We start from the raw sequence: 20,977 nt of genomic DNA, 5'->3' as shown, positions 1-20,977 counted from the left end.
TATATTTAGTAAAACGCAACTGGGTATAATCAAGTTGGCAAGCTACAAAAGAACATACTCCAATGAGCAGTCGATTAATTTCATAATCCCAATCATGATAATTTTGTTTTTGGGTATAGTGTACATCATGTCACTACGATATGGACAGGGTGCAATCAGCTTCATTCTGATTGGAATTGCAGCTGCGACCATGGTTTATTGGGGCTTTGTAATCAAAAAGATGACAAAAACAGAAAAGCCAAAGTACACTGCGCGTGAGGCAGAAAGCAAAAACTGGGTTTATGATGTAATAAAAGGTGAAAACGAGATAGTGTTTGTAGCCGAGGTCCCAGGACCAGATGATAAGATCATGGTAAGACTAGTCGAGGGCGTATTGTACATTCGCGGCTCTGGTAGTTTTTCAAAGGAAGTTCCAGTTGAAGGATCATCTGGAATGCAGATATCTGATTTCAAATACAGAAACGGTGTTCTAACACTACGAATCAGCAAAGCCACTACATCGACTTAGCTAGTTCTAGTTTTTCTGGAAGATACTTGTCTGTGATGTTTGTCAGTCCATATTTTGAGAAGGCCTCAAGTTCTGCCTTTCGCTTGATTTTAAGAAATATCTCTAGTTCCTTTTTCCAAATTCCCTCTTGATATCGAGGGTCTTTTTGCAAATCATAGATTCTTTTAATGTCGGATTCAGTCATTGGGATGGTTGGTAGTTTGTATTTTTCAATATCAGATGCCCATACGCCGACCCATTTTGCATCAGGAACCGTCAGCTCCCTTAGGTGGGCAGCATTTGCCGAGCCGGATTTAATGACCATTGCAATATGTTCCCCATAGACGTCCCCATCAGTCAGTATGACTACAGGTAGTTTCATCTGTGTGTTTAGTCTTTTTAGCAAGTTTCTAGTGGAACGTGGGGCTTGGCCTGCAGTATCAATGATGATTGCCTTGAATTTCTTGTCTACCTTTTCTTCAACGAATCTGGTGAACAGTCCACCTTTTTCGATTGCAATTACTAGCTCTGCACTAGTGTCCACAAGTTCTGCAGTACTAAGACTGGGCCCAATCAGATATCCGTCTGGATGATCTGATAGGTTTGTTCGTCTTCCTTCATATCCCGGTACTGTATACTCAATTGTAAGATCACCAAAGACGCTGCTTCGCTCCTCTGGGAATATGTGTAGGTCTTCTCTTGGTCTTGCAAGCACTGCCTCTAAATCCACTATGATATTATCAGATTCCGGCTGGTCTTCAAAGTCAATTGCAAATGCTTGGGATGAATAATAGATGTCTCTGAGCGTTGATGATTTTTTTTCCTGAATTAGTCGGTTTGCAAAAAACGCCAACCAAATAAGCTGGGTAAACGATCGAAGCTGTGCCATGTTTCTAGAGCTGCGCAATCCAGCAGATTTCCCAAGTATGTATTGACGTAGTTTCTTATCATATACAATATTGCTAACGGATCTGCTTGGCACATAGAACTGCGGGAACTGTCCCTTTTCCAGATCATTGTAGATTTTTGATCCTTCCATTTTGAGCAACTCCATTAACGAGTCACGCTTTGCGGTTGCGACCTTTTCTGCGTTATTCTTTGGCTTCGACATTTGTTCCCAAATCCTTGATCATCTTTTTGTAGTCTGGTTCTTTACTCTTTCTCGCCAGCTCTGTTGCAAATTGCGCAATTAGTGGTAGATATTTCTGGTATAGGTTGCTTCTCTTCTTTTCTGCCTCTGCTAGGCCTCGCTTTGACATGTATGCAGAGAGCTTTCTTAGTAAAAACTGCAGTGCTAGCTTTAGTTCTTTTTCAATTTCTGGCCTGTCCGCCACATTTTCCTTGCCTACCGTTTTGTATGGAATTCTAGTGGAGCAGATATGGCTAACTATCACCAATGGTGAGTCGTTTTTTATCTTGTATCTGCCCCAGTCCGTCTCATTTACCACCTGTAAGACAACGTCGCTTCCCTCATCATATAACAGCGGAATTCTGTTTGCAAACCTAAAGACATTGATTTTACCAGATGAGATCTCGCCTCCATAGGCAATTCCCATCTCCACTACAAACGGAAAGCCAGAATATGCGGATGCACTTCTTTGTATGACATCAAAAAAGTCAGGCTTGAAGAACTGCTGAATTCCTTTGCGGAGTGGTTCTTCGCCCAATGGTGCAAGGCAGGTCGGATCCGGAGACAAAAAGTCCTCATATTTTTGGAGTGAGTCACTGAGTTGTACAAGCTCATCGTTGGTAAAAGAGCCGATTCTTTTCTCTGGCTTTAGGCTGGCAAACTCCGAAAACTTGTTTGCCGTGGATGGTCCAATTCTTTGGAATCGTTTTGTAAGAAATGTCGCAAGCGATTCTCCCGCAACAGTATTTGCAAGTTGCTTATAGTATTGGCTTGATTTTGGCATGTCCACCATTACAGATTTTGATTCCCCAAAGTCCCAGTATGTAAGGTGCTTGTTTGCCAAATCCACATCGTCGATTCGTATCTTCATTACTTTGTCAAAGTCCATTTGCAAAAACGACATTAGCGCAATTATAACTCGGACGGGTCTGGATAGTGAAGCCCATTTTTTTTCTGCTCTTTGCATAATTCCCTCAAAGTTGAGATTCTTTTTTGCAAGACCCAGTTCTTTTCGAACCTTTTCAATCATGAAATTATCCAGTGTTGGAATCTCATAATGAGTGTCAACTATCATTCTGCGAATGGTCTCAACATCCACTCCGTGCGGGTGCGGTTTGATTATGGTTGGCGGTGCCGGCATTGTATCAACTATTCTTTTGTAGTGGAATTTTTCGCCCTTTGGATCATCAAATGTTATGGTGGCATACGGCGTAATCAGTGAGGTCTGATACACATAGTCACGGATTTTTGCGCCAGCCTTGGAGTAGTCACCCTCTAGTGTAATGCTAACATTGAGTCCCTTTTTGCCGGTCTCTTTGGTGGTGTGCTTCATTATGACTGGCTTGTTTTTTTGGATATCAAGCATCATTGAATATTCGTGAGAGTCCTTGCCATCGACGGAGCTTGACACCACCACTGGCTTGTTTGTAGTGATCTGTCCGTACAGTATTGCCATTGTGGCACCAAGGCCAAACATTCCCCTTGCCTGCTTTAGGCCGAACTTGGAACCATATAGAACGGTTCCAAATGCCAGAGGAATTTGCTTTGAATCCATTCCAGGTCCGTTGTCCTTTACGGTCAGTATGTACGGTTTTGGGTCTGGTTTTTCAGGATCAACTGCTTTGATTATTAGGTGAACATCAGGCAGGATTCCCCTTTGATCACAGGCATCAAGTGCATTTTCCACAAATTCTCTTACTGCAGTATATAGCGAACGCGTAGGATTTGAAAATCCGGCAAGGTCTCGGTTTCTATAAAAAAACTCACTAGGCGATATCTGGCTGAATGTTTCCTTAAGCGACATCTCTATCTTCCCACAGCTTCATTCTGTCCATCTTTTGCTTTCTCTTGTTTGCCTCAAGTTTTCCATAAACAGAGCCATGTCTACTGCCGCTAGAAATTGAAGAAATTGCAGAGACTGCCAACTTTATTTGGATTGGCTCGCCAATGATTGAGACAGTTTTTCCATAAACGCAGATATTAGTATTGGTAAGGTTCTCCATGTTTACTCTCGCCCTACCTCCCTCTCCAATTATTCTTCCTTTTATCCTTTCAATTTGTTGTGGTGATTTGCCAGCAAAGTCCCTAAGATCCATTACATGCAAAACATATTCTTCTTTTAGTAGTTTCATTGCACTCTCCGGCGAAAATCCCCTGCCAATTGCAGATACTAGTTCGGTTGCCTTGAATGGTTGGATTTGATTTACCGATCCGTCGACAACTATTTCGACCTCGCCCGTTTCACTATCGATTTCTAATTTGACAAAGCATGCTTTTTCTATTTGCGACTTTACTTTTCCAGCTTTTCCAATAAGTGCACCTACACGGTCTACTGGAATTCTTACTATTTTCTCAAAGCTCATGATATTATTTTGGCAAGGATGTCAGCTGGGTTCTCAACTGTTAGTCCTCTTTTTGCAAAAAAGTAAGACACATTTTTAATGTCTCTTTCGAGAAAGTTTTGAGTATTTGGGTGCATTGTGTCAACTGCAGACCCAAAGTCAAACAGAATTAATCCGTTTTCGGTCTTGAACACATTATATTCCGAGAGATCGCCATGAACGAGTTTTGCTTTTTTGTATAGATCTATGATTAGTTGGATCAGTTGGTGATAGTCATTTTCATCTACTTCTGTTTCGTGTAGTGTTGGTGCTGGAACCCCATTTGTTCCAACAAAGTCCATTGCAAGTACATTTTTTGAGACATGGATTGCCCTAACAGCAGGAATTCCTTTTTTTTCACATTGAACCAGGTTCCTGAATTCTTTTTTTGCCCAAAGATACACCAGATTTCTTGTTCCCTTTTTGAGGTGCAAGAATCTTGGGTCCCCTACTATGTATTGGGCTCGATTTTTGAAGCTCGAAGTACTAGTCAGATATACCTTTAGTGCCACATCTTTTCCCTTTGGGTCTACTGCCCAGAACAAGACAGACTCTTTGCCTGCCTTTACTATGCCATTGACATATGCGATTATCCTTGCATTGATCATCTCATACATTGTAAACATCGTAGATTTGTCAAGAACTTGATTGACGACCTTGTTTTTGTTGAACCCATCCTCCGGAGTATGTTTTCTTTGTTTTGGCGCTACATTGCGAAATCTGGACTCAAAGTCCTCAAAGTTTTCCAGTCCGGAAAAATCATCAGATGACAATTTCTTCCATTATATTACAATTAGAAATCTTTTGGCAGGTGATCATTGGCCTTGAGCCAGTCCACTTGGGACAGTGTGAATCTCCAAGTGATGTCACCACGGTCGTCTTGCTTGAAATCCCATGGTGCAATAATTACAACATCATTGTCTCTAATCCAAATTCTTCGCTTTAGTTTTCCTCGGATTCTGCCGCGTCGGGTTTTCTCATCGGTGCATTTTACTAAAACTTGATCACTTCCGAGGAGCTTGATGACTCTACCCAACAATTCGCCTTGTTGTGGCAGCTGAATGTCTTTTAGCTCACTTTCATTTAGAACCTTACGCTTTCCCAATCACTAAGATAGTAGAATTTTTGTATATAATTGTGTGCTTTACATTTTGAAAACAATCAGAAAAGGAACGTCATCAATTGTTTTTACTCCTTGTCTCGATCCGATGTTTAGCTCAACTGACATTTCAATTGTTTGCTTGCCGACCAAATTCAGAACGGAGCTGTTTTTCATCAGTGTTTCAGCTTCGGCTTTTTCCACCAGTCTTTGTCCGTAGTAGCTTTTGCTGATGTTGATTTGCAGATTGCCATTTTTTACTATTCTGCCAAGTAGTTCTTCATCGCACATGTTCAGCATGTTGCTGTTTTGATAGTTCGATGTTCTAACAAAGAATCGCATTATGCGTATTTACCTTTAAGTGATGATTTGGCGCCGCATGCCTCGCAGACCAAAAATGTAATTCTATTTTCTCGCTCTACTTTGGTATCGGGGCTCTTGCAGGTTGGACATTCAAGATAGTCCTTGACGTAAATTGAGAGCAAGCTCACAAAGTCATGTGGCTCTCGCCTTCCAACAAAGATTGCCTTGTCTCCGCTTCGCTCAGCCGGAGTTGCGAATTCCTTTGCCAGATACTGCAGGACCTTGTCTGGGTCTCGTCGAAGTTTTTTTGCAAAATCCATAAAGTTTCTCAGAATGGTACGCTGGCCTTCCCACATCACATCTGGTGATGGAAGCTCAAATCTCTCGCCAGTATCTGTCTTTTTTGCGGAAATCTTGTCTTGAATTCTCTTCAGTAGGCTTTCGTATTCAGATTTGGTCAATGCTGACATAGACAGGTCTGCCTATATGAGCTTAAGTCAAAAAGAAAGAGTGGTTTAGCTTAAGGAGCGCCGATTCTAAAGACGTTAGTTCCACATTTTGGGCAAACGCCTTTTACAGCTGGACGACCATTCTTTAGCTTTGTCACTTTAGGATCTTTAATTTCCCGTTTTGCTCTGCATTTTACACAGTAAGCTGTAGCCATGATGTTTGGTTTACAGTGTGCGTGTATTTAGCAAGAAGCGGTAAAAATTATTTCACTATAGTATTGACGAGTCTACATTTGCAATGCTGGCTACATTGCGGATTTCGACGCAATTTGGAACAATTTCAGGTTTTGCCAAATTACTACACAAAACACAGTATTTCTTCAAAACCATCACACAAAACTGCAATTGCATTATAAGCAGCATTTTTTCCTACCAGATCAGATTGAAATCAAAAAAAGGCTTTGTCATAACGGCGGCAGTTCTTGCAGCAATCACTGCGGCAAGCTTTTCGATTTGGTTCATACCACAAGACACCCAAACCAAGATAATCATCTCAAATCCAAAAGACGAGCTTGATGCATTGATTGATCAGCAAAAAACCATTGCAGCGTCAGACAAGGAAGAGTTTGAAAAAATGGTTTCAGGCCAGATCACACCAGACAACTATGCCATGATTGCAGAGGTGTCCTCATCACAAATTCGCGCAATGATAATTAGTATTACAGAGCCAAATACCTCCCAAGAATGGTTAGCAAGCTATTCAGCGCTTGCCGAGGCCTTGCGCGCATACAACACATATCTCAGAGAGACAGTAGTTGTTGCGGAAAAGCTAAAGGCAGACCCAGCAGCAGACATCTCAGAGGAGCAAACAAAGCTTGACCAGTATCTGGCACAAACACAAGAATCCATATCCACATCCAATTCAGCCCGCCCAGCCTAATCACGCCTAGATTCCTATTTGTAATATTTTCAATCGTTGGAAATCGTTAATAGGCAATTTCGCAAGACAAAGTGGTATTGTCCCTTAAGGATTCCAAGATGGAAAAGAAACTAGACACCCCGCTGACAAGTAGACTGCTAGTAATTTGTGTAGATAGGGATAATGATGTTGGGGATAAAGCAGGTGTTCTAACACCAGTGGTAGGAAGAGACTCTTGCATTGGGGCTGCACAAAAGCTCGCATTGCAAGACCCAGAGGACGCAGATGCAAATTCTATTTTCTTTGCAATAAAGACATATGAGGATCTAGTCAGTAAGGGCTATCAGGCCGAAGTAATTGTCGTTGCAGGAGTTGGCGACAGAGGTGTACAAGCAGACGAAAAAATAATCCGTGAGGTAAAATCAGTATTATCTAGTTTTTCAGCAAATGGCGCAGTAATTGTATCAGACGGCGAAGACGATGAGAGCGTAATTCCAATCATACAAAATGTAGTTCCAATAGTTTCGGTTCAGCGATGCGTAATGAAGGTTAGTCGAAGCGTCGAGTATTCTTACGCAGTCTTTGGAAAATACCTAAAGATGATTGCATATGATTCCAAATACTCTAAATTCTTTTTGGGAGTTCCAGGAATCTTGCTTTTGATTGGCGGAATTGGAACAATATCAGGTTATACACAAGAAATCTTTGCAGTACTGGTTAGTATTTTGGGTGGTGCATTTTTGATTCGTGCATTTGATGTGGACAGGGCCTGGGCCAACTGGTCCAAGCCCACACCCGCAGGCCTGATCAGAATGTTCACAATGGTGACAGGCGTAATAATCGGCCTTGCTTCTATTCTGTCAGGATTTTCTGCAATTCACACAAACATTTTGGATCCCCAAGTTATAGGAACCGGCGTTCCAAACATTCTCTCAGACAGGGTAACGTTTGGACAGTTCATTGCAGGCGCAATACCGTTTTTGTGGATTGGAATGGGTGCCATTTTTGGTGGAATTTTACTTAGCAACTGGCTAAAGGGAAGCCTCAGGCAGATTACAGACGTTTTACGAATGATTGTGCTTGTTTCTCTATACCCAACCGTATACCAGTTTACGAATCTGCTAATCAATGATGAGAGCTCATTTACCTTGATTCCGCCATTTTTGGCAGGCCTTGCAATAACACTGATATCTGCCACCTTCTTATTCCGGAAATACAGGAAAAAGAAGGGAGGAGAAGTCTTATCGGAATAGAAAAAGCGGCACCATACCTCGCTTATTTTTACAAATTTTACACTCAGAAATTAGAAAAAGAGATCAAACGTGGAACCATACCAAACCACATAGCTGTCATTTTGGACGGCAATAGAAGGTGGGCAAAAAAAGCACTAACCATGAGCAAGAACGGCCACTTCAAGGGAGCTGATGCAGTTGAGAATTTTTTGGATTGGTGTGAGGAACTAGACATCAAAATAATCACATTATACGTTTTATCCACTGAAAATCTGGACAGAAAAGACAATGAGTTGGAATATTTGTACGAGCTGATTCGACAGAGACTCGAAAAGCTCTATTCCGATCCAAGAATTCACAAAAACAAGATGCGCGTCAAAGCAATGGGTAGAACTGAGCTCCTACCAGACGCCATAAATGATGTGCTAAAAAGACTAGATGATGCAACAAAGGGATACGACAATCACTATCTGAACATAGCAATTGCATATGGCGGCCAAAATGAGCTTGTCGATGCGATAAAAAAAATAGCAACCAGAGTCAAGGATGGAAGCATCGAGGTCAATGACATCAGCAAGGATGTAATTGAAGCAAACCTATACACTGCCCACTTGCCACAACAATCACCAGATTTGATACTGAGAACGTCAGGCGAGCAGCGAATGAGCGGGTTTTTGCTCTGGCAGGGAGCATATAGTGAGTTGATTTTCATGGATATTTTGTGGCCGGAATTTAGAAAGATTGATCTTCTGCGAGCAATCAGAACATTTCAGAGAAGAAACAGGAGAATTGGAAAATAATGCAAGAAATAACAGAGAGATCATCTGGAATAGTTTTGTTCAGAGAGGATGGCAACAAGAAATTGTTTTTGCTCTTGCACTATCCATCAGGCCACTGGGATTTTGTCAAGGGCAGAATAGAAAAAAATGAGCAGCTAAAAGAAGCAGCTCTACGCGAATCCAAAGAAGAAACTGGCATCACAGATATCGAATTCATTGATGGGTTTGAAGAAAAGATCCAATACACATACCAGTATGGCGGCAAGCGAGTCAGAAAGGAGGTGATATTTTTCCTAGCAAAGACAAAAACCAAAGATGTCACGCTATCTGATGAGCATTTGGATCATGTTTGGTTAGAGTACGATGATGCGTTTTCCAAAACAACATACCAAAACGCCAAAGACTTGCTTAGTAAATCAAAGAAGCTAGTGTTTGCGAGCTGACTCGAATAATTCCTGCGCCACCCTCTTTGGATTCTTGGCACTCAGTATTGTTCTTCCAACTATAAGATAGTCAGATCCCGCAGATAGTGTACTGTTGATATCACCTCCTTGCGTTCCAATTCCTGGCGAATAGACATTCAGGGTACGGCTCTTGCTTTTGCAGTACTGGATGATATCAGGAAATGTTGCGCCAACGATTATTCCGTCTGTTGACATTTTGATTGCCCACTCTAGAAATAGTTTGTAGATTTGTGTGCTCTTTGAGCCCATTTTGACGCCTAGCTCATAGGTTACGCGTGCCTCGGGGGCACTCATGTGGCACAATGATATGACACCTTTTTTGTTCTTGTGAGATAGACTAACTAGTTTTTCCAGACTGGCAGGTCCCATCATTGGATTTACTATTATTCCATCAAACCCCAAGTTCCACAACGTTTGGGCTGCAACAAAGTTCGTATTGCCAATGTCGTTTAGCTTGATATCGGCAATTGTTTGGAGGCCATACTCATGAGCAGTCTTGGTGATTTTGAGGATTTGTTTTTCTCCCAATGGGAGCAAGACATGAAAGTTAAATTTGATTGCGCAAAGATATGGATGTAGTGTTTTGATGTTTTGTATGGTTCGAGATTCTAGATTTTTGTGGTCATCATAGTCATTTGCAAGTATGAGCGGACTTTTTTGTGCAGCTAATTTTCGTATTCGCTCTTTGAAGCTATTCATAGTGAATTAGTGGATGAGTCTCAATTAGTTTTATTATTTTGATGTAAGAGTATCCATGATCATTTAGGTTGTCAGTAAATACTGGTACATTACTAGTATACATTGCATATTTGAGAAACGGCTGTGTTGGCTCTGAATCCAGTGCAACATGGCAGAAATATGACGGTCCGTCTTCATTGAAGTTCATAAAGACTCCAATTAGCCACTTGTCTTTGTGTGGAAATGAAAACAATGGGAATGGTGCTTCATCATATCCATAGCTTATTTTTGCAAGGCTTGCCAAGTCTTCTAGCTCCAGTAATTCGTATTTTTCAAGCTGCTCGTCCTGATATTGTCTGAGCGATGGTGGAAGTTCCTTTATTTTGACTATAGGTGAGTACAGTTTGGTTGATTCAGACACTGCATCAACTATGATGGATTCCTCCTTGCCGTTTTTGAATCCATATGATAGATAGTGACCGTTTTTGTCCAGTGGTACATAGTAAATTACAGGTCGTGCCTTGAGCAAATCCATCTGAATTGAGAGTATTTTTTTGCCATCATGCTCGTGCTGAAATGATACGCGTGGTGTGCGCTCAAGGGCGGCAACTAGGCGTGAGAATTCTAATTGTGAGGCTAGTTGAATGTATTTTGGAGATTTTGGTTTTTCCACGAGTCGGATAAAACGATTGGCAAAATAAAGTTTAGCAAAAATAATTCAAACAATTATTGCCGCAGATCAATGATGTCATCTACGCCTGGGCCTGTACCAATGAGCGTGACAGGCACATCCAGTGCATCTTCTATTTTTGTGATGAATTGTTTTGCAGCATTACTCAAGTCGTCAAACGAGTTTTTGTGCGCACAATCAGAAAACAACACATCTAGTTTTGTCAGACCAATCTGGGTTGCACTATTTAGCATGACTGCACGCTTGGCAAGCTCAAAATTAAATTCCGCCGCACGCCTTTGCCTTCCAGTTACCGTGCCTACCTCAGACCAGCCACGAGCGGCCACCTCATCCATTGGTAGCTCATTTTCAAGCGTGCCTGTACCCACGCGTGTAACATAGGACTTGAAGACAACCATTACATCATCGACATTTTTTGGCCCAAGCCCAATGTCTGCGCATATTCCAGAGGCAGTAACGTCCTTTGAGGTCACAAATGGGTATGTCCCATGCCACAAGGACAGAAAGGTTCCTTGGGTGCCCTCGACTAGTACGTTTTGGTCTGCATCCAGTGCTGCATGTAGTTCTCCTGCCACATCAATCAGATATGGCTGAAGTGATGGAATCTCTTTTGCCATTTTTAGTGTACGCATGGCTCTATCAGAATTTGCAGGACCTGTCCCAGATCCTGTGCTGCCAATCTTTTCTTTTAGTCTTCCACCTGAATCCGCATCGGTGTGTGTCTTTTCTATAATTCCGCAATTGTAATCAACAAACGATCTATTCGATACTCCAAATTCGTCAATTTCCTTGTGCAATACTTCTGGATTTACCACAACTCCTGGGCCTACCATCAGTCTGGCATTTTTGTTTAGGAATCCACTTGGAAGCATTCGCACCTTGTATTTTTTATTGCCATCCTCTATTGTGTGACCAGCATTTGGTCCTGCACCTCCCCTTACAACAATGCTTGGGTTGTCTTTTTGTGCCAAATATGAGATGATTTTGCCTTTTCCTTCATCTCCAAAAAATCCACCAACTACTACAGTCGAAGGCATCATTGGATGAGATTTGGAGCTTTAATTTAAGCCAAGGTATCATAAATCGATCTAAATTTTTAATCCCCAAGTATTGTGGTATGGACGTGTCTCATCCAAACTTTGCAGGAAACATCATAGTAAATTTGGCAAACCTGCCAGACTTTCTCAGAAAGCCAATTCTGAAAAAGAGAATGGAAGAGTTCTTTTCACTGTCAGAGCCAGATCGACTGGAGGTAATCAATAATGCCCTAGAAGCTGGGCCCACAATACCATTTCCAAACTTTGCCAAGCTCTTTGCCACATGGCTTGAGATATTGGGCGCGATGCCGGAAGAAAAGCGAGTCGCCCTCGTTTTGGCATACATCTCAGAAATACTACGAAATCCGCAAAAACTCATCCTGTTTAATCTGGATGGCATATTGGAGATCTTTATCTCACTAGACAAGACCAGTCAGGATGCAATTGCGGGCTCTATTGGCACAATAGTATCAAAGTTATCTGATAATCAGAAAAGGCAGTTGTTTTTGATAATTCCCCAAGATGCAAAACTCAGACTGGGGCTTTAGGCCTGCGGCTTGTCTGGCTTACGATTGTCTTCATTTGAAAAGTCGACTACATCTCCCTGAGGCGTCAAGACGCCTACGAAGATCTTTTCGTTCTTTTTGAGTAGTTTTCGATGGTCCGGCAATGACATATCCAGCCTTAGCTCATTCATTACCATTATTCTATAGGTCTTCCATTCCTCCCAGCACTTGGCACAGCATGGATATGTTCCACCTACGGCATCAAGCTGCTCAGAGTCAGGAATTTCCAGTTTGCATTTTGTGCAGGTTCTTGCCATGGTGTGGATGGTTTTTGTTGTCCATTTATTCTTTTTTTGGCAATGAATAATAACACAAAATCACAATAATTCGTGTGAAGATCAAGTGCCCAAAATGCAAAGGGGCTGCAGAATTAGAATCTGACTTTAGCTTGGTCAAGTGTAATGATTGTGATTTAGAGATGTCATATGGCGAATATGTAAAATATGTAGCACACAATGATGTAACATATTCCGATATTTTGGGCGATTACGCAGGATCCACTGAAGGCCAGACTGCCGGAACACTGGATGAGTGGGACTAAGTTTTAAAATCAACACATCGCACATTATAGTAAATGGCCGAGTTTTTTCTTGAAAGCATTTTGAATCTAGTAGGATTTGCAGTAGGAATTGTAATTGGCATAATATCATACATTGGATTTAGAAATACCGGCAGCCCAACACTGTTTCGCCTAACGCTTGCGTTTTTTTCAATTGGAATCGGATTTATGATCATGTGGCTTGGCCTAACGCTTGACATGTTCGTCTACAAGACAGGTGAGCCACAAAGATGGATTCAAACACTCGGCATTGCAGCACAAACACTAGGATATTTTTTCATTGCATTCTCTCACACCATCAAGTCGTTTTTCCCAAAATCAAATTACCTAAGATCAATCGGTGCTGTGCCGTTGTTTTTGATTTCATTTATTTCAATTGAAAACATAATCAGGTCTATTTCGTTTATCTTGCTAGTGTATGGCGCAATTGAGACAATAATGTCATATTTTGAGAGCAAGCGAAAGACTGCGATTTTTGTAGCTGCAGGACTTGGGGCACTGGCATTTGGCGAGTTTCTTGGGTGGTATTATTTCGTGTTCCCCCAATCCATTTTGAACATAATATCGATTTCAACAAAAATAGCAGGTCTGGTCCTTTTGTTCATACCAGTAACCAAGGTGCCACTAACCAAGATAAAGTTCGATGAGCAGCTCTGATTCACGCCTAGACCAAGTCCAACAATATTATTTGTCAAAAAATTTTATCCCGCCAATATATTGAAGAATTAACCGACCAGTATTTTGTTCAAAAATGCAAGTCTATAGGACACACATGAAAATAATTGGCGATATTCTGACCACAACACGTGATGAGCTGCCAGATGAGCAGGGAGCAAGCATCACATATCTGATAAGAAAGGCAAACATCTCACACGGCAGAATATCCAAGATTCTGAGTACTTTGGTTTCCCAAGGACTGTTAGAGCAGACAAGCTCTGATGGCGCATGCAAGTACAAAATAAGCCACACAGGTAGAGAGTTTCTGCAAGCATACAATACATTTAATCGATTTGCAGACAGCTTTGGGCTGACTATCTAATCAAAGTCCTCGTCTTCTATTTCTTCACCCTCTAGATCATCAAAGTCATCTTCAAAGTCATTTTCCAGATTAGGTTCAGCACTCATGGTGTATGGTGTATGGTTTTGTTTATTTAATTTTTTTAAAACCTCGCAATCAAGCTAAATATGTACTGGAATCATTCCATTGATTAGTGAATCTTATCATTACATGTACAAGACACTTTGAAGACGATACAAAAAGCGAGATCACTACCATAATCCAAGAGTGTGGGGATCAAAGCCCACAAATCACAATTACCGAGTTTTCCGGAATTCTTTCCGTTAGTACAACTGTCAACCCGCTAGATGTGATAAAAAAAATCCGACAGAAACTGGAAGACGAGCCATGGGAGATTCGCTACACATCAAGGGCAATCCCAATGTACGATATAACAAAAACAGACATAACACAGATCACAGAGGCCGCAATAAAGCAAGCAAAAACACTACACCAAGATGACACATATCGAATCACAATAGAGAAAAGAAACTCGAATATTTCGTCTGGTGAGATAATAACTCAAATTGCAAACGGCATACCAAACAAGGTCTCACTCGAAAAATACGATTGGATAGTACTAGTAGAGATTTTAGGCGCAATTACTGGCGTTTCTGTGCTCAAAGATTCCGATATTCTCAGCGTAGAGCGAGAAAAACGCGGTTCACTGGACTAGGATTGCTGCCTTTTCTGCCAGAATGTCTTCCAGTGGAAATTCAGAATCCACTGCAGACAGATATTTTTGTGATATCTTGAATCGTTTTTTGATTGGAATAATGTTTGAGGCATAATCGATTAATGTCAGATTTGGCGTAATGGAACGGTACAATTTATCCAGTGATGATTTTTTGCCAATTGCTATTATGATAAATTCATTTTGCTGCTCAATTCCCAGACTTTTGATTGCATCTGAGATCTGAGTAGTTGCCGCAAATCTTAGCAAAATGTCGGTTTCAAGCTTTTTTGAGAGCAGCAGCCCATGTTTTTTTGCATACAATGATAGTGAAACTATCTTTTTTGCATGAGATACGCTTGCCAGGCTTTTGGACGATAACCCAGTAAGCACAAGACTTGGGAATTTTGATCTGGTGTGATCCAAGAATTGATAGTTTTTCCCTTTTTGATTCCGAACATCAAACAACTCGACATGAATAGAGCCGATCTTTAGTTGTGATCTTGCACCCCCATGAATCACAGGAATTATGCTTACAACATCGCCAGAATGTATAACAGTATCATGTCCAGACAAAGCAGACGAGTCCGCTCCATTTACAGCAATTAGGAGATTTTTTGTGTCCAGTGTGATGGTGTCTGCCGGCTTGATTGACAAAAGATATTCCAGTAATTGTGAAATTGTTACACCATCATGATCTGTCTGAATTATGTCTTTACCAAAGGATTTTTTTGCTCCGCCTAAAAGCTTGATTACAATCAATTTAGAATTATTTAGTTAGTTTCTTCGCTGGACTCTATGGTTATTTCTTGTGGGACCTCGGCTTCTTGGGTTTCTTTGACTTCTACTTCTGCCTCGATTTCTTCCTCTTCCACATCAGATTCCTTGGACTCGATTGTGTCCTGTTCGCGCTTGATTAGTTTTGTAATGTAGCCTGCCATCTCATTTTTTAGCCCCTTTGAGCGCACAACAGCCAGTTGATCTAGAAGCTTTTTGTTATCTGCAAAACTAATTGTGAATTTGTCTTTATGTTGGTCGAGAACCTCCATTGAAAGTCTCTTTATTCTATCCACGGTGAGAATTATTTTGGGGGTATATTATACCTATATTCCAAGATATCTTTTTGAATTTGCTTCCAATAATAATTCAGCCTCATCATATGATTTGCCAAGTATTTTTGATACACAAAAAACAACACTTGGGATGAACACTGGATGTGCAGACTTCATATCAAAGCATCGAGAAAATCTTACCGGACCATCAGTCTCAACTAGAATTTTGTCTGGTGTGGTGTTTGATATCAGAACTTGTTTGTCCTGCGAGTACACTGCGACAGGACCATACGAAACAAAGCATCCAAGATCCATTGCAACTCTAAGCTGTTTTTTGCTTCCAGCAAACCAGTGCAACAAAAATCCAGATATGTTATAGGATGGAAATATCTCAAATATTTCATCTAAGGTTGTGCGAGAATGAACAGAGACTGGCTTGTGCAGTTTTTCTGCTGATTCTAATAGTTTTGTAAAGACTAGTTTTTGCCTTGCAAGATCTTCATTATTTTTGGTGTATGTCTTATCAAGCCCAATTTCACCAATCCCAGAAATATTGTTTGCATTGTGTTTAATCAGATCCAACATCAAATCCAGATCATCAGATGCCTTTTCTGGATGAATTCCAATGAATGGAAGTATATGATTGCTTTTGTGTGCCAGATCCAGAGTGGTCTTTGAGGTTTGGTTATCCATAGACACTGCACATGCTTTGATGTCGGTTTTTTGCATCGAGTTTATGACAAGGTCGATATCATTTTGGTATTCTATATCAGATAGGTGAATGTGCGCGTCATAGAGCATCGTTTTTTGTGGATTTTTGTTCCTACTTAAGTGTGCAGAAATCCATTAGTGTGTGGAATTTTTTAGCTCATAATCCTTTATCATATAAGAAAATCAATTCCATTTTGAATGAAGTCATCCGAGTTGGGACTATCTGCTATGTACAGGATATTAAAAAAGGCAGGAGCCGATCGGGTAAGCGACGAGTCGGCAGACGAGTTAAGGCGAGTCCTAGAAGAGATTGCCACTACCATAGCCAAGAGCGCAGTAGACATGTCAAACCACGCAGGACGCAAAACAATTCGAGGTGAAGACGTCAAGCTTGCATCAAAGACATTCATCAAATAAGTAAGAGTTTAATTCTGTTAGATTTGGTTTTTTTCTGTCGGTGAGGTGGCAGAGCGGTTATGCGTTCGCCTGCAAAGCGAATTTTATAGGGGTTCGAATCCCTTCCTCACCTCTTAACTTACAATTATGGTTCCTTCCATCCATGGGTGCAATCTGCAGTAATAATGAAACTCTCCGGATTCTGCAAAAGTAAATGAGAACTGTTCAGTTGGTGCAATTTGTTCACTTTCTATCATTCCATCTGGTGTATCATAATATCCAGTGGTAACGGTATGAAATCCTCTATCTTCGTTTATCCAAGATATGGTTTCATGTGTTTTGATTTGTATCTGGGTCGGTAGGTAACATCCTGTTGATTCACATCCAGGCCTTGAAGAAGACATTGCTATTGCAACCAAATGTTGTGGGGGAATCTGTGATGTTTGATCAGGCGTATCGATATCACTTGTAGTTCCCAGGACTAGGCCAATGATCACAATAGAAACCCCAATTCCGATCAAAATTAGGAATTTGTTCATAGGTTGAGCTGATCAGATACTGTATTTTTGCCTACGCGCGAAACTAGAGGTAGTTATTGTATAATTACCAGCTTTTCTAAATATACCACGTATTCTGTATGTCATGGCAGAAAGAGGTAATGGATTACTAGAATTTATTCCAGGCTCACAGTCGCTTTTGATTCAAAAAAAGGCAGATCAGCCACTAGAGGGGTTTTCTGAGAACATCAAAGACAGCATAACAGAGTATGCTGAGGACGCAAAAAGCGACGTCGAGAAGGGATACAATTTTCTTCATTGGGTACTGACACGCGTATTTGAGGCAACAGAGGACGATGCTGCGGATTCCATAGTGGATGGTGCAAACGATCTTGGAATTGATGCGTATTTGCCGGTTGATTTTTCTGATAACAAGATAAGACTGTTCCAATCAAAGTACGGAACTGCGCACTCTAATGAAGCAATCATCAAATTCAAAGAAGATGTTAGACGATTGCTAAGCAAAGACATAACCAAGATGAGACCCGAGCTTGCAAATCTGGTTACAAAAATTCAGGAAAAGAATCTCAAAGTAGAGTGTTGTTATGTAACAAACCAGCCAGTCGATTATGATGGAGACGATACAATCGAGATAATGGACATAAACAAAATCATCAAAAATCTTTGGGATCGAATAAAAAAACCGGCGGCTGGGAAAAAATCAAAGATAAGACTAGAAGAGCGAATCAGATACAAAAATACGGTTTTAGGTATACTGAAGCTAAGGGAGCTAACAGATTTTGTGACAAAGAACCGCGACTATGTGTTTGAGTCAAACATCAGACAATGGATGCAGTTCAAAACAAACGTAAACAAGGGAATTCGTGATACTCTGCACAGTTCGCCTGACAAATTCTTTTACTATAACAATGGAATCACCATAGTAGTAAGCGATTTTGAGGTGCTTGAAGACAACAGTTTGATTTTGCATGCGCCACAAATTGTCAATGGCGCGCAGACATCAAATTCCATAGTGGATCACGCAAAGAGAACCAACAACTTGGATGGAAGCATCACAGTTACAATAATCAAGGCAGACGATGAGCATGACCAAAACAACATTACAAAATATAGAAACTCGCAGAACTCAGTCCGCGGAAAAGACCTTGTGTCCTTGATGGACTTTCACAAGTCAGTCAAGTCCCAGCTTGAAAACTATGGGTATTTCTATGAAATTCAGGCAGGCTCCTTTGATAGTAAAGCAAAATCCCAGCAAACTGAATTCAAGGGAGACACAATTTACAATCGATATCTTCCAGACAATCACAAAAAAGTAATTGTCGCAAAAGACGCCATACAGGTACTTGTTGCAGGAATCGAGCAGAGGCCGACTGAATCATACAGTTCACCCGCACAGTTTTTGCCGCGTGGAAGCAAGTATGATGATGTCTTTAATGAAAACCTAAGAGATGATTACAGATTGCTTCTTTATCCATATTTAGTAAAAGAATATGCAAAAAAATCACTAGGGTATGGAAAACGAGGAGGGCACAAAACAAAAAGATATGCAACATTGTTCTTTGTTGCAGTGTATTTTAGAATAATACACAAAAGCATTCTTGGAACAAAAGGAGACTTTAAGGAAGACATTACAAAACTAGAGCCGATCTTTAAGAGTTACAAGCTAAATGAACGCATTCTCAGGCTTGCAGACGGTGTCGCTACAAGATTTCTTGAGGATACCGTAGTTGAAGATGAAATTGATCTTGCAAACACAAAACACAATTTCTTCTCGCATCATGTCTGGAATGAGGCAATGCTTCGAGTAGTAGACAAGAAGATACGCCAAGAAGAAGAGGAAATCGAGAGCATTAAGAAGCTGGTAAACAGTTTATTGTAAGTGCGATAGCTGTCAAGCCACGTAAAAATTGCAGGAGATTTACAATGGCCAGACAATCTACCGCAGCTTTTTCTGATACATACCATTATTTAACAAATTTTTACAGCTACAAAAAATGGCCATGATTTTTATATAGACATAAAAAACCTCAGATTGCTTGGCTGAAGGAGAAAAATGCGTTTTGTGCAATGGTCCGGCAGTATACAAGTATGCTGCAATGAAGGAATGGAACATCAAGGGCGTGTTGTGTAGCAAATGTTATTCAAAGAAACTCTTTGAGCACTATCCAGGCGAGCATGTTCGAGTGAACCTAGATAAAAAATAGCATCAAGCGTTTTTGTACTTGTTTACATAAAGACAATTCCAAGACACCGAATCATCTTTGACATCTTTTTCTTCCAGGAATTTGATGTCAGTTATGGTTTTCTTTTTCTTTAACAGTCTGAGCTCAAATGTTGTGAATTTTATACAATTACAACTCTCATGACGACACTTGCCATCATGATCATCTTTTGTGTGAGTACAGTTGCATACAGCGTCACCTTTGACGTCTTTTTCCTCTTTTGGTGCATATGTTGCAAATCTCAGATATGCCTCGCCGAGATGTCCCTTTTTGAATCTAGTATAATGCTCGGACTTTGGCAATAGTTTGAAAAATCCCAGGTTGTGATCAGGCCTCCTTGTTTCTGATGCCACAATAAACCAATATTGGTCGCCGGTTTCCACAAATCTCATCTTTATGTCATGATCTCCCCACCAGTGAACATTTTCATTCCACAGATCAGTTGCCTTTTTTCGATCGGAAAACAGTGGAACCGCATTCATTCTGAGATCAAAATATCTATAGGCCACGCCAAGAAAGTCATCATACCATGGAATTGAAGCGCCAGACACTTTTGATTCAAAGTCAGCGTTCGGTTATTAAGCAATCGTGAGAAAGGTTAATACCCTTATATCTCAGAATTACACTCGATTAGTAAATGGCCACATATCGTACAAGTATGCAGATTGTAGCAGATCTACTAGTAGCTACTGACCAGTGTGGACAAGAAGGAATCAAGGTAACAAGCCTGCTAACACAAGCAAATCTTTCACACTCTAGACTTGCCAAATTCATTGAGAACTTGACAGGCGCTGGACTAATCAACAAAATCGAATTTGATGGAAAAAACACCTATGTCATCACATCAAAAGGCAAGCAATACCTAGAATCATACAAACGATTCCACGACTTGGCAGAAGGATTCGGTCTAGATCTTTAACTAGCGTTTCTTTGCGTTTTTTCTGTTGTTACGATTTTTGAATGTAGAGTAACCGATTATTATTATTGCACCCGCAAGTTGTGCATAGAACAATACTAGATCTGGGTTTTGTATGTCTTTGAAAACAGAAAAGGCCATTCCCATTATCAAAACTATCAGCATTATCAGAAGGTATTTGTCCACGATTTAACGCTACAAACAAACAATATATCTTTTCGAATATTTGGTGTAAGCATGAGCAAGATCCTAGAACTGATTGGCTTTGCGCTGGTTGGCGGTACGATCTATTCTTTTCTTGGAATGACAAACGATCCACTAAGATGGCCAGTGTTTTGGGGATGTGCCGGTGGTGCACTTGCAATCATCATATACAATCGAACCATGCGAAAACGAAAACAAGCTAGTTGATCAGTTAGGCCAGCTGAGCTAATTTCAAACCGACAGATCTATAAAGGAGCATTTTATGATATTTTTTGGGGAGTATGTCAGAACAGATCAACAAATGGTGGGAAGGACTCGCCAAAGAACTTCAAGTTGACATCGAAGCCCTAGAAGAATAAAAAGCTGTTTTTGATTGTTAAAGCCTCGAATGGGATTTGAACCCACGACCTAAAGTTTACGAAACTTTCGCTCTACCAGGCTGAGCTATCGAGGCA

Annotated in this window: 33 protein-coding genes and 2 tRNA genes; 16 read left to right on the top strand and 19 right to left on the bottom strand. The window is 40.7% G+C overall.

What is annotated here, in order from left to right; all coding sequences use genetic code 11:
• The first annotated feature begins 34 nt into the window (after positions 1-34).
• Positions 35-508 (top strand): Hsp20/alpha crystallin family protein, encoded by a 474-nt coding sequence (locus SU86_RS02430; RefSeq protein WP_048187158.1) that lies wholly within the window; start codon positions 35-37, stop codon positions 506-508.
• On the opposite strand, the gene SU86_RS02425 is transcribed toward SU86_RS02430, so the two are convergent.
• From SU86_RS02425 to SU86_RS10015, 8 genes are read right to left on the bottom strand one after another with little or no spacing between them, the layout of a single operon-like run.
• Positions 495-1,598, bottom strand: a complete 1,104-nt coding sequence (locus SU86_RS02425; protein WP_048187156.1) for a DNA topoisomerase IV subunit A — start codon at positions 1,596-1,598, stop codon at positions 495-497. The two genes, SU86_RS02430 and SU86_RS02425, sit on opposite strands and share 14 nt — an antisense overlap.
• Positions 1,579-3,420, bottom strand: coding sequence for a DNA topoisomerase VI subunit B (locus SU86_RS02420; protein ID WP_048187154.1), 1,842 nt, complete (start codon positions 3,418-3,420; stop codon positions 1,579-1,581). The genes SU86_RS02425 and SU86_RS02420 overlap by 20 nt, the downstream gene beginning before the upstream one ends.
• Positions 3,410-3,979 (bottom strand): KH domain-containing protein, encoded by a 570-nt coding sequence (locus SU86_RS02415; protein ID WP_048187152.1) that lies wholly within the window; start codon positions 3,977-3,979, stop codon positions 3,410-3,412. The genes SU86_RS02420 and SU86_RS02415 overlap by 11 nt, the downstream gene beginning before the upstream one ends.
• A complete protein-coding gene (locus SU86_RS02410; RefSeq protein WP_236687740.1) occupies positions 3,976-4,770 on the bottom strand; it encodes a serine protein kinase RIO in 795 nt (264 codons plus the stop codon). The genes SU86_RS02415 and SU86_RS02410 overlap by 4 nt, the downstream gene beginning before the upstream one ends.
• A 20-nt stretch (positions 4,771-4,790) precedes the next feature.
• On the bottom strand, positions 4,791-5,102 hold the full coding sequence (locus tag SU86_RS02405; protein ID WP_048187151.1) for a translation initiation factor eIF-1A: 312 nt from the start codon (positions 5,100-5,102) through the stop codon (positions 4,791-4,793).
• A gap of 39 nt (positions 5,103-5,141) precedes the next feature.
• The gene (locus SU86_RS02400; RefSeq protein WP_048187150.1) at positions 5,142-5,438 is read right to left on the bottom strand and encodes a DUF424 domain-containing protein; all 297 of its coding nucleotides are present in this window, start codon (positions 5,436-5,438) and stop codon (positions 5,142-5,144) included.
• Entirely contained in the window at positions 5,438-5,860 is a 423-nt protein-coding gene (locus SU86_RS02395) for a translation initiation factor IF-2 subunit beta (protein ID WP_048189075.1), read from the bottom strand. The genes SU86_RS02400 and SU86_RS02395 overlap by 1 nt, the downstream gene beginning before the upstream one ends.
• A 59-nt stretch (positions 5,861-5,919) precedes the next feature.
• Positions 5,920-6,063, bottom strand: coding sequence for a DUF5679 domain-containing protein (locus SU86_RS10015; RefSeq protein ID WP_236687736.1), 144 nt, complete (start codon positions 6,061-6,063; stop codon positions 5,920-5,922).
• Between the two features lie 227 nt (positions 6,064-6,290).
• On the opposite strand from SU86_RS10015, the gene SU86_RS02390 reads away from it, so the two are divergent.
• The 4 genes from SU86_RS02390 (at position 6,291) to SU86_RS02375 (ending at position 9,221) form a co-directional block, all read left to right on the top strand.
• Positions 6,291-6,788 carry a hypothetical protein gene (locus SU86_RS02390; RefSeq protein WP_148550724.1) on the top strand — a complete coding sequence of 166 codons (498 nt, stop codon included), beginning with the start codon at positions 6,291-6,293 and terminating at the stop codon, positions 6,786-6,788.
• A gap of 98 nt (positions 6,789-6,886) precedes the next feature.
• The gene (locus SU86_RS02385) at positions 6,887-8,020 is read left to right on the top strand and encodes a DUF373 family protein (protein ID WP_420887332.1); all 1,134 of its coding nucleotides are present in this window, start codon (positions 6,887-6,889) and stop codon (positions 8,018-8,020) included.
• 62 nt (positions 8,021-8,082) lie between these two features.
• Entirely contained in the window at positions 8,083-8,799 is a 717-nt protein-coding gene (gene uppS, locus SU86_RS02380) for a polyprenyl diphosphate synthase (protein ID WP_236687766.1), read from the top strand.
• Positions 8,799-9,221 (top strand): bis(5'-nucleosyl)-tetraphosphatase, encoded by a 423-nt coding sequence (locus tag SU86_RS02375; protein WP_048187144.1) that lies wholly within the window; start codon positions 8,799-8,801, stop codon positions 9,219-9,221. The genes uppS and SU86_RS02375 overlap by 1 nt, the downstream gene beginning before the upstream one ends.
• On the opposite strand, the gene SU86_RS02370 is transcribed toward SU86_RS02375, so the two are convergent.
• From SU86_RS02370 to SU86_RS02360, 3 genes are read right to left on the bottom strand one after another with little or no spacing between them, the layout of a single operon-like run.
• Positions 9,204-9,941: an orotidine 5'-phosphate decarboxylase gene (locus SU86_RS02370; RefSeq protein ID WP_048187142.1), complete on the bottom strand. Its 738-nt coding sequence runs from the start codon at positions 9,939-9,941 to the stop codon at positions 9,204-9,206. The genes SU86_RS02375 and SU86_RS02370 overlap by 18 nt on opposite strands.
• The gene (locus SU86_RS02365) at positions 9,934-10,602 is read right to left on the bottom strand and encodes a hypothetical protein (RefSeq protein ID WP_048187140.1); all 669 of its coding nucleotides are present in this window, start codon (positions 10,600-10,602) and stop codon (positions 9,934-9,936) included. Before SU86_RS02365 ends, SU86_RS02370 begins: the two co-directional genes overlap by 8 nt.
• A gap of 44 nt (positions 10,603-10,646) precedes the next feature.
• A complete protein-coding gene (locus SU86_RS02360) occupies positions 10,647-11,648 on the bottom strand; it encodes an adenylosuccinate synthetase (RefSeq protein ID WP_048189074.1) in 1,002 nt (333 codons plus the stop codon).
• A gap of 86 nt (positions 11,649-11,734) precedes the next feature.
• On the opposite strand from SU86_RS02360, the gene SU86_RS02355 reads away from it, so the two are divergent.
• Complete coding sequence (locus SU86_RS02355) at positions 11,735-12,196, top strand: hypothetical protein (protein ID WP_148550722.1); 462 nt, start codon at positions 11,735-11,737, stop codon at positions 12,194-12,196.
• Here the strand turns inward: SU86_RS02355 and SU86_RS02350 are convergent.
• Positions 12,193-12,471, bottom strand: coding sequence for a Fe(2+)-trafficking protein (locus SU86_RS02350; protein ID WP_048187136.1), 279 nt, complete (start codon positions 12,469-12,471; stop codon positions 12,193-12,195). The two genes, SU86_RS02355 and SU86_RS02350, sit on opposite strands and share 4 nt — an antisense overlap.
• 74 nt (positions 12,472-12,545) lie before the next feature.
• On the opposite strand from SU86_RS02350, the gene SU86_RS02345 reads away from it, so the two are divergent.
• From SU86_RS02345 to SU86_RS02330, 4 genes are all read left to right on the top strand, one after another.
• On the top strand, positions 12,546-12,755 hold the full coding sequence (locus SU86_RS02345; protein ID WP_048187134.1) for a hypothetical protein: 210 nt from the start codon (positions 12,546-12,548) through the stop codon (positions 12,753-12,755).
• 33 nt (positions 12,756-12,788) lie between these two features.
• Complete coding sequence (locus SU86_RS02340) at positions 12,789-13,430, top strand: hypothetical protein (protein ID WP_048187132.1); 642 nt, start codon at positions 12,789-12,791, stop codon at positions 13,428-13,430.
• A gap of 94 nt (positions 13,431-13,524) precedes the next feature.
• Positions 13,525-13,812: a winged helix-turn-helix domain-containing protein gene (locus tag SU86_RS02335; RefSeq protein ID WP_048187130.1), complete on the top strand. Its 288-nt coding sequence runs from the start codon at positions 13,525-13,527 to the stop codon at positions 13,810-13,812.
• A gap of 172 nt (positions 13,813-13,984) precedes the next feature.
• A complete protein-coding gene (locus tag SU86_RS02330) occupies positions 13,985-14,506 on the top strand; it encodes a THUMP domain-containing protein (RefSeq protein WP_048187129.1) in 522 nt (173 codons plus the stop codon).
• On the opposite strand, the gene cgi121 is transcribed toward SU86_RS02330, so the two are convergent.
• From cgi121 to SU86_RS02315, 3 genes are read right to left on the bottom strand one after another with little or no spacing between them, the layout of a single operon-like run.
• Positions 14,495-15,265, bottom strand: a complete 771-nt coding sequence (gene cgi121, locus SU86_RS02325; RefSeq protein ID WP_048187127.1) for a KEOPS complex subunit Cgi121 — start codon at positions 15,263-15,265, stop codon at positions 14,495-14,497. The two genes, SU86_RS02330 and cgi121, sit on opposite strands and share 12 nt — an antisense overlap.
• 11 nt (positions 15,266-15,276) lie before the next feature.
• A complete protein-coding gene (locus SU86_RS02320) occupies positions 15,277-15,576 on the bottom strand; it encodes a hypothetical protein (RefSeq protein ID WP_048187125.1) in 300 nt (99 codons plus the stop codon).
• Between the two features lie 30 nt (positions 15,577-15,606).
• On the bottom strand, positions 15,607-16,356 hold the full coding sequence (locus tag SU86_RS02315; RefSeq protein WP_082096079.1) for a TatD family hydrolase: 750 nt from the start codon (positions 16,354-16,356) through the stop codon (positions 15,607-15,609).
• Between the two features lie 108 nt (positions 16,357-16,464).
• On the opposite strand from SU86_RS02315, the gene SU86_RS02310 reads away from it, so the two are divergent.
• Entirely contained in the window at positions 16,465-16,683 is a 219-nt protein-coding gene (locus SU86_RS02310) for a histone family protein (RefSeq protein WP_048187123.1), read from the top strand.
• Positions 16,684-16,722: 39 nt separating this feature from the next.
• A tRNA-Cys gene (locus tag SU86_RS02305) sits at positions 16,723-16,795 on the top strand.
• A gap of 1 nt (position 16,796) precedes the next feature.
• Here the strand turns inward: SU86_RS02305 and SU86_RS02300 are convergent.
• The gene (locus SU86_RS02300) at positions 16,797-17,201 is read right to left on the bottom strand and encodes a cupredoxin domain-containing protein (RefSeq protein ID WP_048187121.1); all 405 of its coding nucleotides are present in this window, start codon (positions 17,199-17,201) and stop codon (positions 16,797-16,799) included.
• A 103-nt stretch (positions 17,202-17,304) separates the two neighbouring features.
• Here SU86_RS02300 and SU86_RS02295 point away from each other — a divergent pair, with 103 nt between their 5' ends.
• A complete protein-coding gene (locus SU86_RS02295) occupies positions 17,305-19,059 on the top strand; it encodes an AIPR family protein (RefSeq protein ID WP_048187119.1) in 1,755 nt (584 codons plus the stop codon).
• Positions 19,060-19,216: 157 nt separating this feature from the next.
• Entirely contained in the window at positions 19,217-19,384 is a 168-nt protein-coding gene (locus tag SU86_RS09855) for a hypothetical protein (protein WP_177318909.1), read from the top strand.
• 2 nt (positions 19,385-19,386) lie between these two features.
• Here the strand turns inward: SU86_RS09855 and SU86_RS02290 are convergent, their stop codons facing one another.
• Positions 19,387-19,953, bottom strand: a complete 567-nt coding sequence (locus SU86_RS02290; RefSeq protein ID WP_048187117.1) for a hypothetical protein — start codon at positions 19,951-19,953, stop codon at positions 19,387-19,389.
• A gap of 107 nt (positions 19,954-20,060) precedes the next feature.
• On the opposite strand from SU86_RS02290, the gene SU86_RS02285 reads away from it, so the two are divergent.
• Complete coding sequence (locus SU86_RS02285; RefSeq protein ID WP_048187115.1) at positions 20,061-20,321, top strand: winged helix-turn-helix domain-containing protein; 261 nt, start codon at positions 20,061-20,063, stop codon at positions 20,319-20,321.
• Here the strand turns inward: SU86_RS02285 and SU86_RS09710 are convergent, their stop codons facing one another.
• Positions 20,322-20,483, bottom strand: a complete 162-nt coding sequence (locus SU86_RS09710; protein WP_158507460.1) for a hypothetical protein — start codon at positions 20,481-20,483, stop codon at positions 20,322-20,324. It lies immediately after the preceding gene.
• Positions 20,484-20,555: 72 nt separating this feature from the next.
• Here SU86_RS09710 and SU86_RS09850 point away from each other — a divergent pair, with 72 nt between their 5' ends.
• Positions 20,556-20,729 carry a hypothetical protein gene (locus SU86_RS09850; protein WP_177318908.1) on the top strand — a complete coding sequence of 58 codons (174 nt, stop codon included), beginning with the start codon at positions 20,556-20,558 and terminating at the stop codon, positions 20,727-20,729.
• Between the two features lie 173 nt (positions 20,730-20,902).
• Here SU86_RS09850 and SU86_RS02280 read toward each other — a convergent pair.
• Positions 20,903-20,976: transfer RNA gene (locus SU86_RS02280), tRNA-Thr, on the bottom strand.
• Between the last annotated feature and the right edge of the window lies 1 nt (position 20,977).

The organism is Candidatus Nitrosotenuis cloacae (assembly GCF_000955905.1).
GTDB lineage: Archaea > Thermoproteota > Nitrososphaeria > Nitrososphaerales > Nitrosopumilaceae > Nitrosotenuis > Nitrosotenuis cloacae.
Note: the sequence above shows the minus strand (reverse complement) of the source record. Positions and strands in the feature narration are given on the sequence as shown.